Annotated in this window: 10 protein-coding genes and 1 pseudogene; 3 read left to right on the top strand and 8 right to left on the bottom strand. The window is 72.7% G+C overall.

The features are described 5' to 3' along the window. Position 1: 1 nt before the first annotated feature. Together ABZ780_RS27100 and ABZ780_RS27095 are read right to left on the bottom strand one after the other, a co-directional pair. Complete coding sequence (locus ABZ780_RS27100) at positions 2-1,447, bottom strand: glycosyltransferase 87 family protein (RefSeq protein ID WP_357487892.1); 1,446 nt, start codon at positions 1,445-1,447, stop codon at positions 2-4. 215 nt (positions 1,448-1,662) lie between these two features. Then, positions 1,663-2,211 carry a DoxX family protein gene (locus ABZ780_RS27095; RefSeq protein ID WP_357003092.1) on the bottom strand — a complete coding sequence of 183 codons (549 nt, stop codon included), beginning with the start codon at positions 2,209-2,211 and terminating at the stop codon, positions 1,663-1,665. 135 nt (positions 2,212-2,346) lie between these two features. On the opposite strand from ABZ780_RS27095, the gene ABZ780_RS27090 reads away from it, so the two are divergent. Beyond that, positions 2,347-2,895: an N-acetyltransferase gene (locus ABZ780_RS27090; RefSeq protein WP_357487891.1), complete on the top strand. Its 549-nt coding sequence runs from the start codon at positions 2,347-2,349 to the stop codon at positions 2,893-2,895. A 49-nt stretch (positions 2,896-2,944) separates the two neighbouring features. Here the strand turns inward: ABZ780_RS27090 and ABZ780_RS27085 are convergent, their stop codons facing one another. The 3 genes and pseudogenes from ABZ780_RS27085 to ABZ780_RS27075 all read right to left on the bottom strand — a co-directional run. Continuing rightward, entirely contained in the window at positions 2,945-4,186 is a 1,242-nt protein-coding gene (locus ABZ780_RS27085) for an ATP-binding protein (protein ID WP_357003088.1), read from the bottom strand. Positions 4,187-4,321: 135 nt separating this feature from the next. After that, on the bottom strand, positions 4,322-4,744 hold the full coding sequence (locus tag ABZ780_RS27080) for a hypothetical protein (RefSeq protein ID WP_357487917.1): 423 nt from the start codon (positions 4,742-4,744) through the stop codon (positions 4,322-4,324). 206 nt (positions 4,745-4,950) lie between these two features. Next, positions 4,951-5,406, bottom strand: a pseudogene (locus ABZ780_RS27075) (flagellar basal body protein FliL); the annotation flags it as partial. Between the two features lie 533 nt (positions 5,407-5,939). Here ABZ780_RS27075 and ABZ780_RS27070 point away from each other — a divergent pair. After that, positions 5,940-6,881 (top strand): EamA family transporter, encoded by a 942-nt coding sequence (locus ABZ780_RS27070; RefSeq protein ID WP_357003086.1) that lies wholly within the window; start codon positions 5,940-5,942, stop codon positions 6,879-6,881. A 10-nt stretch (positions 6,882-6,891) separates the two neighbouring features. Beyond that, entirely contained in the window at positions 6,892-7,530 is a 639-nt protein-coding gene (locus tag ABZ780_RS27065) for a prepilin peptidase (RefSeq protein WP_357003084.1), read from the top strand. A gap of 8 nt (positions 7,531-7,538) precedes the next feature. Here ABZ780_RS27065 and ABZ780_RS27060 read toward each other — a convergent pair whose 3' ends face one another. The 3 genes from ABZ780_RS27060 to ABZ780_RS27050 all read right to left on the bottom strand — a co-directional run bounded on the left by ABZ780_RS27060 (position 7,539) and on the right by ABZ780_RS27050 (position 12,306). Continuing rightward, entirely contained in the window at positions 7,539-10,733 is a 3,195-nt protein-coding gene (locus ABZ780_RS27060; protein ID WP_357003082.1) for a UvrD-helicase domain-containing protein, read from the bottom strand. Between the two features lie 61 nt (positions 10,734-10,794). Beyond that, the gene (locus ABZ780_RS27055) at positions 10,795-12,039 is read right to left on the bottom strand and encodes a metallophosphoesterase (protein WP_357003080.1); all 1,245 of its coding nucleotides are present in this window, start codon (positions 12,037-12,039) and stop codon (positions 10,795-10,797) included. Between the two features lie 12 nt (positions 12,040-12,051). Next, positions 12,052-12,306, bottom strand: a complete 255-nt coding sequence (locus tag ABZ780_RS27050; protein WP_357003078.1) for a MoaD/ThiS family protein — start codon at positions 12,304-12,306, stop codon at positions 12,052-12,054. Between the last annotated feature and the right edge of the window lie 3 nt (positions 12,307-12,309).

Below are 12,309 nucleotides of genomic sequence, written 5' to 3'. Positions count from 1 at the left end.
CTCAGCGTCGGCCGTTGACCATCGCGGTGCGGCTGAGGCGTTCCCCGTAGAACGCCGGTTCGGCGCCGGGGCGCCACGGCAGCGCGGCTACCAGCACGATCAGCGCGAGCGCCAGTGAGTTCTCCATAAGCGCACCGAACAGGCCGTCCTGGTAGTGCGACTCCTCTGGCAGTTGGTGCTCGTACGGCCAGATCGGGGAGATCAAGAAGAGCAGGTAGAGCCCGACTGCGGCGACGCCGTGCCGCAGCCCGGTCAGCGTGGGGTACCAGATCGGTGGGCGGAGGCCGTTGAGCCCGGTCAGCCCGCCGAACGCCGCGCCCTGCCCGCCGCGCTGCGTCACTCCCCGGCTCGCCTCCCGGCGACGGACCGCCGCGTCTGCCAGCACGATGATCGCCGGGATCACCCAGACCAGGTGGTGCGTCCAGGAGATCGGGCTGATCACGTTGGCGGTAAGCCCGACCAGCGTGAACGCGGTCAGCTCGTCACCGTCGGCGCGGGAACTGGCCGCCCGGGACAGGCCCAGCGCCAGGAGCAGCACCGAGAATGCGAACCAGAGCAGACCGGGAGTGTCGATCGAGTCGTACAGCCGGGCCAGCAGGCCGGCGAGCGACTGGTTCGGCGTCATGTCGGCCGCGCCGACCCGTTCGGTCTGCCACAACACGCTGCCGAAGTACGTCCGCGACTCGTCGCCGACGATCGCGAAGGACCCCACCGTCACGCCGATCGTGGTGCCGATCGCGGTGGCCGCCACCCGCCACTGGCGGGTGATCAGCAGGTAGGCGATGAACAGCGCCGGGGTGAGCTTGACCGCGGTGGCCAGGCCGATGCCGGCGCCCGCCCAGGCGCCGCTGTAGACGAAGCGCAGCAGGGGGCCGTCCGTCGCGGCGTAGTGGGTGCCCCGGCGCGAGCGCCAGCGGAGCCCGATCAGGTCGGCCATGATCAGGGCGAACAGCAGGATGTTGACCTGGCCGTAGCCGAGGGTCTCCCGGCCGGGCTCGATGGCGACGGCGAGCGGCACCGCCACGGCGACGGTGAACCACAGTGGCCAGCCCAGGCGGTCGACGATGGGACGGAGCAGCCCGGCCAGGACCAGCGCCAACGCGGCGATGCTGGCGAGGGCGTTGACCACCCCGGCCCCGCCGATCGGAAGTTGCGCCATCGGCAGCATGACGAGCCCGGCGAACGGCGGGTAGGTGAAGCCGAGCGTGGTGCCGGGCGCGATGAACTCGTAGAGCTCGTGACCGCTCGCCCACCACACCACCGCACCGTGGTAGATCTTCATGTCGAAGAAGTTGTACGGTCGCCCGAACTCGCCGATCGCGAGCCATGCGGCATAGGCGACGGCGGCCACGATGGCACCCCGTACGACGTTCCTGCGATCGATCCCACGCATCACGCGTTGGACTGGGGCGAGGCGGTCCGCCCGTCTACCGACAATCGTCGGCATGGCGTGGCCACCCCCGTACCAAGGTCGTCCGATCCGTCCAGGTCCTGCACGGAGCCTAGAACGGCGCCTCACGTCAGTGCCTCCCGCGTTATGCGACCGTGTCCGATCCCACACATGTTTTTGACATTTCCACCGCGTTAACGCCTACCGGGTGGTTCAGGTAATTCGCGGCCTTGGTGGGGGTGGGGGGCAGCCGAGAGGTGGATCGACGCAGGTCAGCCGGGGATGCGCCGGGCGGTGGCGGCGGACCGGACGGCGATCCGGGCCTCCCGCTTGGCCGTCCGGACGGCGCGCTCCACGGAACGTCGAGAGTGACCGATGCGGTGGCCGGTGCGCCAGCGCAGACCCGGCTTGCCCTCGGTGTCGGCCGCGGCGAGCAGCAGACCGCCGAGGAGGCCAAGGTTCTTCAGGAAGTGAACCTTGTTCGTGTCGCGCGTGGCCTTGTCGTCGTCCTGGTTCCAGAAGGGATGCCCGGCGATGGTCGTCGGCACGAGGGTGCCGGCGAGGACCAGTGCGGCGGGCCGCGTCAGCCGCCCGGTGGCGAGCATCAGCCCGGCACCGAGCTGCACCGCCGAATTGATGCGGATCAGCTGCTCGGTCTCGGTGGGGAAGTTCGGGTGCACCTTCCGCAGCAGTGGCGCCGCCCGAACGGTCACCGGCGCGGCCTTCTTGGCCAGCCGCTCCGGGGAACGGAGACTGCGGTATCCGCTGACCACGAAGATGCCGCTCAACATGGCTCGGGCGAGGGAGCGTACGGGCGTCATGGATCAGTCATACCCCGTCGCGGCGTCCGCTACCCCGCCAACCGCCGATCCGGATCGGCGGCCCGTGCACGTCGCGCCACGCCGATTCGAGCGACCGTCGCTGATGGACCGCCCGCGACGGGTAACGTCGCGCGGGTGACGACGCTGCGGCTTCGACCCGAGGATCCGGCCGACACCGGGTCGGTGCGTCGGGTGCTGGCCGCCGCGTTCGCCCGGCCGGACGTGTCGACGCCACCGGAGGTGGCCCTGGTCGACGAACTGCGCGACACCGAAGCGTGGCTGCCGGAGCTCGCCATGGTCGCCGAGTACGGCGGCGAGGTCGTCGGCTACGCGCTGCTCACCCGGGTGCGGGTGCGACCCGACCGAGGTGGCGACGGTTCAGCCCTGGCCCTCGGGCCGGTGGCGGTCGCGCCGCACCGACAGCGGGTCGGGCACGGCACGGCGGTGGTCCAGGCTGCGTTGGACGCGGCCACCGAGCTGGGTGAGCGGATGGTCGTGGTTCTCGGCGCACCGGCCTTCTACCGCCGCTTCGGCTTCGGGCCGGCGGGAGACCTGGGCCTGACCAGCCCGTGGTCAGGGCTCGGAGAGCCGTGGCAGGCGCTGGTGCTGCCGCCATCGACGAGTGGTGAGGCGCCGCCACCACAGGGTGAGGTGCTCTTCCCGGCGCCCTGGTCCCGGGTCTGAGACCCCGCCTGGTCCCCCGTCTGAGGCGCGGCCAGGGGTGCGGGGGTGGTCAGGCCGGCTGGGTACGCAGGTACCGGCCGAAGTGCGGGACTGTGAAGGCCACCGTGCCCCGTTCCCCCGAGTAGATGAGCCCCTTCTTGATCAGCGCGTCGCGGGCCGGGGAGAGGCTGGCCGGCTTGCGGCCGAGCGCGCGGGCGATCTCCGCGGTGGGCACCGCCGCGTCCATGTCGTCACGAGTGACACCGCTGGACTCGCCCTCCACCAGGGACAACGTGGCCATCGCCCGCATGTACTCGCGTTCGGCCGGGGTCGCCCGCTCGAACCGCGAGCCGAAGAAGCCGACCGCCAACTCGGCCTCCGCCTCCGGAGCGGCTACCCGAACGTCGGCGGCGGTGATCGGCGAGCGCGGCGCGTGATCCCAGGTCGCCTTCCCGTACGCCTGGACGAAGTAGGGGTAGCCGCCGGACTTCTCGTAGAGCAGGTCGAGCGCCTTCTGCTCGTACTCCACCGCCTCGCGCTCGGCCGGCGCGCAGAGCGCCTGGTCGGCGGCGATCCGGTCGAGCCGGTCGATGCGCTGGTAGCGGAAGAGCCGCTCCGAGTACGACTTGGCGGCGCTGAGCACGGCCGGTAGATGGGGCAGGCCGGCGCCGACGACGATCAGTGGCGCGCCGATCTGGGACAGTTCGTGGCACGCGGCGCAGAGGGCCGACACGTCCTCCGGACTGAGATCCTGCATCTCGTCGATGAAGATGGCGATGCCGGTGCCCACGTCGCTGGCCACGGCTGCGGCGTCGCTGAGCAGCTCGACCAGATCGATCTCGATGTCGCCGGAGTCGGCGCGGCCACTGGCGGCGGGCACGTCGATGCCGGGCTGCCACCTGTCGCGCAGTTTCGGCGATGCCCCGGCCCGGCCGGTCGGGGCGGACCGCTGGGCGAACGCCTTGAGAACGCCGAGGAAGGCGTCGATCCGGTCCGGCGCGCGGTGCCGGGGCGCGAGTTCGCGGACCGCCATGTGCAGCGCGGCGGCGACGGGGCGGCGCAGTGACTGGTCCGGGCGTGCCTCGATCTTGCCGCTGCCCCAGAGCCGGTTGATCGCCTGGGACCGCAGAGTGTTGAGCAGGACGGTCTTGCCGACGCCGCGCAGCCCGGTGAGCATCAGGCTGCGCTCGGGGCGGCCCCGGGCGATGCGCTCCAGCACGATGTCGAAGACGTCCAGCTCCCGCCCCCGCCCGGCGAGCTCGGGCGGGCGCTGGCCGGCGCCAGGGGCGTACGGGTTGCGGACCGGATCCACGCATCGCAGAGTATCGGCCCATCTAGCGGCCAGGCTAGATATGGATAGATGGGGCTACCGGCGTGTTGAAGCCCGTCGACACAAAACTAGGGCTGTCTAGCGTCCACGCTAGACAGCCCTAGTTTTGTCAATCGCCTAGCGCTTCTTCAGGCAGAGCACGTAGTCGAACAGGTCGACCGAGTTGTCGTGCACGTAGTTCGCGGTCGCCTGCGGTGCCAACGTCTGGCACCGGTCCCCGTCGGTCGTCGCCGGAATCCGCAGCAGCACCTGGTAGGTGTTCGGACCACACCGCACCTTGCGCAGGTCGGCGTCGGCCTCGGTGCCGTCGTTGACCACGCAGTCACCCCGGGCGAACTCATCCCTCTCCGGCGTCGGCGCGGCCGGGGTCGGGGCGGCCGGGCTCGGGGCGTCGCTGGGCAGAGCCGGCGGAACGACCGGCGCGCTCGCCGACGGCACCGGCGCGGCATCGTTGCTGTCGTCGGCGACCTTGAAGACCGCCCAGCCGGCAAGACCCAGGCAGGGGCAGAGCAGGAGCAGGATCACCAGCCCGACGATCAGGGCGACCTTCAGGCTGGACCTGTTCGCCGGCGGGGACGGCGGCATCGGGTACCCGCCCGGTGCCGGCGGACCCCAGGGTGCCCCCGGCTGGCCCGGGGTCGGCCCGGCGGGCGGGAACGGCCCCGGCGGCGGACCCCACTGCTGCCGGGCCGGATCCTCACCGGGTGGACCATAGGTCGTCATGTCATCCCCAGGGGTGGGTGGCCTCAGCGCTGCTTGAGGCAGAGGACGAAGTCGAGGGTGTCCAACTCGCTGTCGAAGAAGTACCAGTTGGTATAGCCCTCGACCTTGGCGCACTTGGCTTCGGCATCGCGCTCACCGCTGGTCGCGCCATCGATCCGGCGCAGCACCTCGTACGACTTCGGCGCGCAGTCACTGATCAGCAGCTTGGGTTTGCCGCCCGCCGCGCCGTCGTTGCGCACACACTGGCCGACCGTGGCGAACCGTGGATCCGCCGACGACTCCGGTGCCGCAGCGCTCGGCACCGGCTCGGTCGGCTCGATCACGTCCGCGTTGGGCTCCCCGGCAGCGGCCGAACCGGTCGGCGTGGCCACCACCGGGGCCGGGTCGTCCGACCCGCGCAGGAACCAGTACGTGCCGCCGCCCGCCACCATCAGCAGCAGCACGACGGCCAGCACCGCGATCAGCGGCCCCCGGCCACGCTTGTCCGGGGCGGGCGAGGGGTCCGCGCCGTACGGGCCACCGTCGGGCCGGTACGGCTCCCCGTACGCCGGGTTCGCCTCGACCGGCCGGTACGCGCCACCGTAGGGCGTCGGAGCGCGGCCACCGTAGGGCGTCGGAGTGCCGGCCCCGTACGGCGTCCCAGGGCGTTCACCTCCGTAGGGCGTACCGCGCTCGCCACCGTAGGGTGCCCCCGGCCCGCCGCCGTACGGGGCAGCGGGCACACCGCCGTACGAACCGTCGCCGTAGGACCCCGGCCGCCCCTGGGGTGCGGGCGGATAGGGCTGCTGAGCCTGCCGTTCGGGCGTGTCGTCGGGTCGCTGCCCACGCCACGGTCCTCCGGCGCCGCTACCCGGCGGTCCGTAGTTCGTCATGCCGCCCTCCAGGCTGGTGAGAGGCCGGCCACCAATGCGCGACGCCGACTCCGAGGTCACCGTAGCGTGGTCCTCCGATGAGCTCATCTCCACCGAGTGCCGCAGCCGCCCCAGGCCGCCGCGCCGGCGCCGCATCGACCATGATCTGGACCGCTCTGATCGTGGTCTACGTCCTGTGGGGTTCCACCTATCTGGCCATCCGGGTCACCGTGGAGACGCTTCCGCCGCTGCTCTCGGCCGCCATGCGGTTCGCCGTCGCCGGTCTCGTGCTGGCGGTGGTGCTGCGGCTGCGCCGAGGGCCGGGTGCCCTCCGGGTGGACCGGCGGCAGCTCGGCTCCGTCGCGCTGATCGGGGTGCTCCTGCTCACCGGCGGCAACGGCCTGGTGGTGCTCGCCGAGTCCGGGCCGCCCGGGGTGGCGGTGCCGTCCGGGATCGCCGCGTTGCTGGTGGCGACCGTGCCGCTGCTCGTCGTGTTGCTGCGCACCGCGACCGGTGACCGGCCCCCGCTCTGGACGTTCGCTGGGGTGACGCTGGGCTTCGCCGGTCTGGTCCTGCTGGTGCTGCCCAGCGGCGGCGCGGACGCGGTGCCGGTGGTCGGGGCGTTGACGGTGGTGGCCGCTGCCACCGCCTGGTCGGTCGGGTCGTTCCTGTCGGGGCGGATCCGGATGCCCGCCGACCCGTTCGTCGCGACGGTGTACGAGATGATGGCCGGCGCGCTGGCGCTGGCCGTCATCGCTGCCGCCCGGGGCGAGTTGAGCGACTTCCACCCCGCGTCGGTCAGCACCCGGTCCTGGCTGGCGCTGGCCTATCTCATGGTCGCCGGCTCACTGGTGGCCTTCACGGCGTACGTGTGGCTGCTGCACAACGCGCCCATCTCGCTGGTCTCGACGTACGCCTATGTGAACCCGGCGGTCGCGGTGGCGCTCGGCGCGCTGCTGGTGGCCGAGCCGATCACCGGGCAGGTGCTGCTCGGCGGCGCGGTCATCGTCGCCGGCGTGGCCCTGGTGGTGAGCACCGAACGGCCCCGCCGCAAGGGCGCGAAAGCACGATCGGGGGCCGTGCCAGCGGGCGACCGGCGGTAGCCTCCGGCCCATGTCGGCCGCCGCGCTGGTGCAGGTCGCGCTGCTTGGTGCGCTGGTCGGTGTCGTCGTACCCCGGGTTGCCCGGCGTTTCGCCACCGCGCCGACCCGGCCGCGACCGTGGCGCGCCTCGACCTGGCTCAGTCCGCTGCTAGCGGCGGGTGTGTTCGTCGGGCTCGCCGCCGCGCTGGGTGCCGACCCGGCGCTGCCGGTGTTCCTCGCGGTGGCGGCGGTGGGGCTGGTGCTGGCCGGGGTCGACCTGGCCTGCCTGCGGCTGCCCGACCCGCTGGTCCTCGCCGCCGGTGTGCTGGCCCTCGGTGGTCTGACCGGCGCGGCGCTGCTGGCAAGCACTCCCGGACGGCTGATCGGTGCGCTGGGCGGCGCGGCGGTCGCCGGCGCGGCGCACGTGCTGCTGGCCCTGCTGCCCGGGTCCCGGTTGGGCTTCGGGGACGTGAAGCTCGCCGGCGTCCTCGGCCTGCCACTCGGCTGGCTCGGCCGGGACGCCCTGCTGGCCGGGCTGCTCCTGCCACACGTGCTGCACGGTGCCCTGGTGCTCGGCCTGCTCGCCGCGCGGCGGGTCCGCCGGGACACCCTGCTGCCACTCGGGCCGGCCCTGCTCGCGGGTGCCTGGCTCGGCGTGCTCCTGGCCTGATCAGCCCGCTAGATGAGGCGGAGCTGACGGTCCTTGGGGCGGCGTGGCTCGGTCTCGCCGAACCGCTCGAACAGGCCCGGGTCGATGGCCCCGAGGAACGGTGACGGGGCGCAGTCGCGCTCCACACCGTGTCGGGTACGGCGGGCGGCGTGGCTGACGTACAGCCGGTCCTGGGCCCGGGTCAGCCCGACGAAGAAGAGCCGGCGCTCCTCGGCGACCGCGTCCTCGTCGGGTGTCGAGCCCGGCCAACGCAGCGGCAGCAGCCCGTCCTCGGCGCCGACCAGGAAGACCACCGGGAACTCCAGCCCCTTCGCGGCGTGCAGGGTGAGCAGCGTGACCGCCTCGGCGCGCGGGTCGAGCGCGTCCACCTCCGCACCCGTGGCCAGCTGCGACAGGAACGCCTCCAGGTCGTCGCCGCAGCGTCGGGCCAGCGGGGTCAGCAGGTCCACCGCCGAGCGGACGTCCTCGGGGCGTACCGCGCTGCCGGTGCCGTCCAGGGTGGGCACCGCGAACCGTTCCGCGACGACCTGACCCGCCAGGCGCACCCGGGCGGCCAGCGAGCCGGCCAACCCGTCGGCGTGCCGCAGTTCGCGGGCGATGGCCGCCACCCCGGGCCGGTCCCGCAGCCGGTCGTGTGAGCGCTTCTGCACCGGGATGTTGGCTCGGGCCAGGGCGTCCACGATCGGGGCGGCCTGCGCGTCGGTGCGGTACAGCACGGCGATGTCGGAGAACGACAGCGTGGTGGAGCGGCCGTCGATCCGGCCCGAGTCCAGCGACCGGTGGGACAGCCCACCAACCAGGTCGTCGACCGTACGGACCACGAAGTCGGCCTCCTCGGCGACTGACGCCGCCGGGTAACGGCCGACGAGCGGCGCCTCCGGGTCGAGCCGGGCCGGGTCCAGGCGTCGGCCACGCACCAGCGAGGAGGGTGCGATGGCCTGCACGGCGGCGGCCAGGATGGGCGCCGACGAGCGGTAGTTGCGGTTGAGCCGGACCAGTCGGGCGTCCGTGAAGTCCTGCGAGAAGCGTAGGAAGTAGCCGACATCGGCACCGCGGAACGAGTAGATCGCCTGGTCCGGGTCACCGATCGCGCACAGGTTGCCGTCGGCGGGGCTGAGCAGCCGCAGCAGCTCGTACTGCACGGCGTCGACGTCCTGGTACTCGTCGACGAAGATCCACCGCCAGCGGTCCCGGTACCGCTCGACCAGCTTTCGGTCGGCCCGCAGCAGCTCCACCGGAAGGCTCACCAGCTCGTCCAGGTCGACCAGGTCCTGCTTGCGCAGCAGCGCGACGTAGCTGGCGAGGTCGTCGCCGGCCTCCGCCCGGGCCGCCGCACGCTCGCCGTCGTCGGCGATCCGGAAGTCGGCCGGCAGGCCCGCCGCGTCGGCGTTCTCCCGCAGGATGGTCAGCCCCAGCGCGTGGAACGTGCCGACGGTGACGTCCTCGGCGACCGGGCCGAGCAGGCTGTCGAGGCGGTGCCGCAGCTCCTCGGCCGCCCGTCGGGTGAAGGTGATGGCCAGGCAGTGCTCGGGAAAGACGTTCAGCTCCGCGCAGAGGTACGCGATCCGGTGGGTGAGGGTCCGGGTCTTGCCGGTGCCCGGACCGGCCACGATGAGCAGTGGGCCGCCGGGTGCCGACGCGGCCACCCGCTGCATCGCGTCGAGCCGGTCCAGCAGGCCGGTGCCGACCTCCTCCATTCCGGCGAGCATCGGTTCGAACGGCTCGTGCGGCGACGGGGGCGACGCGATCGGAGGGGCGGGCGGCGGTGCCGGAGCCTTCCGCTTCGGCTCCGCCTTCGCCGCCGGGCGCTTGGCCGTCGAGCGGGCCGCCGGCTCCGCGGGCCGCCGCTGCGCTGGCACGGGTACGTCGAACAGCGTCTCCTGCGCCGCGCCGGCGCCCGCTCCCAGCTCCGCGGGATCGAAGAGGGTGATCACGCCGTACTCGCCGTCGTAGCCGGGCACCCGGCGTACGTCGCCGCGCCGCAGTCGACCGATGCCCTCCGCGAGCAACTCGCCGCCGGCCTGCGCGATGTCGGGCAACGGTGTCGTGGTGAGGATCTCCAACTCGGGGCCGAGCGTGGCGAGCAGTTCGTTGAGCCGCCCCTCGACCTTCTTCGACCGGGCGCCCACCTTGTTGATCTCGCCGAGGATCTCGGCCAGCGGCACCAGGTGGGTGACCTCCCGGGCGTTCGCCGGTCGGTGCCCCTCCGGGCGGTCCGCCAACTCCTCGATCCGGCTGAGGACGCCCACGGTGAGGGGCTTCCCGCACTCGGGGCAGCGACCGTCGGCGGCACGGGTGCGCTCCGGGGTCCAGTTGACCCCACACAACCGGTGCCCGTCCGCGTGGTACTTGCCCTCTTCGGGGAAGAACTCGATGGTGCCGGCCAGGCCGTCACCGGTGCGCAGCGCCTCCCGGACGGCGAAGTAGTTCCGCTCGGCCGTCAGCACCGTGGCCTCGCGGCCCAGCGCCGGTGGGGAGTGCGCGTCGGAGTTGGAAACCAACTGGTAGCCGTCCAGGCTGCCGACCCGCCAGTTCATCGCCGGGTCGGAGGAGAGGCCGGTCTCCACGGCGAAGATGTGCTCGGCCAGGTCGGCGTAGCAGTCCGCGATCGCGTCGAAGCCGGACTTCGAGCCCAGCGCCGAGAACCACGGCGTCCAGATGTGCGCCGGCACCAGGAAGCCGTCCGGGCTCGCCTCCAGGGTGATCTCCAGCAGGTCCCGGGAGTCCAGACCGAGGATCGGCCGGCCGTCGGAGCCGAGGTTGCCGATCCGCCCCAGCGCGGTGTTGAACCGGGCCACCGCCTCCAGGTCCGGCAGGTAGATCAGATGGTGCACCTTGCGGGTCCGGTCGTCCCGCTTGTAGATCGTGGAGATCTCCACGCTCAGCATGAACCGGACCGGGTCCGCCTCGGCAGCGCTCGCCAGTCGGGGCGGCAGCCGGCGGGCCACGTCCCGCTCCGCTTCCGGGTCGAGCCGGTAGAGCCCCGGCTCGGCCGGACGCAGCGTCTCCCGCAGGTGGTCGTACCAGGCGGGGTGGGTGAAGTCGCCGGTGCCGAGCAGGCCGATGCCCTTACGCCGAGCCCACCAGGCGAGGTTCGGAGTCGTGAGGTCACGGCTGCACGCGCGCGAGTACTTCGAGTGGATGTGCAGGTCCGCGACGAATGGCGGGAGGCCACCGGGGGGTACGGCGCTGAACGGGGGCACGCCGCATCCTGTCACGCCCGCCGCGCCGGCCGCCTGCCGCCACGCGCGGACGTGACATCCGCTATGCCGAGCGCAACTCCACCAGGGTGATCTGCGGCTCGGCGCCGACCCGCACCGGCGGACCCCAGAAACCCGCGCCGTTGGTCACGTAGACCTTGGTGCCGTCGACCTCGCCGAGGCCGCTGACCACCGGCTGTTCGAGTCGGACGGCCAGGTTGAACGGCACCATCTGCCCGCCGTGGGTGTGCCCGGAGAGTTGCAGGTCGACGCCGTACGTGGCCGCCTCCACCGCCGCCAACGGCTGGTGTGCGAGCAGGATCACCGGCCGGTTCGTGTCACGGTCACCGAGGGCGGCGGCGAAGTCCGGCCCGGCGGCGAGGCCGGTGCCCGTGCCGGTCAGGTCGTTCACCCCGGCCAGATCGAGCACGCCGCCCCGGGCCTGGATCTCCTGTCGCTTGTTCTGCAGCACCCGCAGGCCGAGCCGGTCCACCTCCTGGACCCACTCCTCCACCCCCGAGTAGTACTCGTGGTTGCCGGTGACGAAGAAGTTGCCGTACCTCGATCGGAGGTCACGCAGCGGCGCGGCGGCCGAGCCCAACTCGGCGACCGAACCGTCGACCAGGTCGCCGACCACCGCGACCAGATCGGCGTCGAGTCGGTTGATCGCGGCGACGATCCGCTCGGTGTGCGCCCGGCCGCGCAGCGGGCCGATGTGGATGTCGGAGACGGTGGCGATGCGCAGGCCGTCCATGCTGCGCGGGAGCTTGGCGAGCGGGATCTGCACCCGGTCGAGCTGTGGCGGGCCGAGGGCCGTGCGGATGCCGTACCCCGTGATGCCGGTGGCGGTGAGCCCGGCGAAGATCGCCGCCCCGCGGGCCAGCAGCAGCCGGCGGGCCGGGTCGTGGTCCGGTGCCCGCACGGCGGCGGCGGCCGGCGGATCGGTCGGCCCGGCGGCACCGACGAGCACCGGCTCGGGCGCCGCGGTGGTCGGCTCGGCGGCGGTCACCTGGCGGCGCAGCACCAGCCGGGTGACGAGCATCGGCACTTCCAGCACGACGAGGACGACCAGCAGGTAGAACATCAGCGCGAGCCAGAGATAGCCCGGCCAGGCGAGCCAGTAGAGGCCGGCCTGCGTCCCGGCCATGGTGACCGGCACGAGCAGCGCCAACACCACTGCGGCGATTCCGCCGGCCCGCCGCCAACGGCCCGGGGTGGTGGCGTCCCGAACGAGCCGTTTCCACAGGTAGAGGTGGATGAGACCGGTGACCAGAGCCAGGACGGTCACGAACCCGAGTACCGCCAACATCTGTGCGCCTCCTCAGCCGCCCGCGAACGGGGGCAGGACATCGATCGTGGCCCCGCCTGGCAGGGGTGCCTTTCGATCATGACAGGTGACGCCGTCCACGAGGAAACTGGCGACCCGCAGAACGGCGGCCAGTTGATCGCCGTGCCGCTGGGCCAGATCGGCGGTGAGGTCGTCGAGCGACCGGCCGGCGGGCGTCGTCTCCTCGGAGCGCCCGGCGGCGGCACGCGCGCCCGCGAAGTAGCGGACGGTCAGCGGCTTCGGGGCCACGCC

Source organism: Micromonospora sp. NPDC047467 (genome assembly GCF_040643095.1).
Taxonomy (GTDB): domain Bacteria; phylum Actinomycetota; class Actinomycetes; order Mycobacteriales; family Micromonosporaceae; genus Micromonospora.
This window is presented reverse-complemented; position numbering and strand designations above follow the sequence as displayed.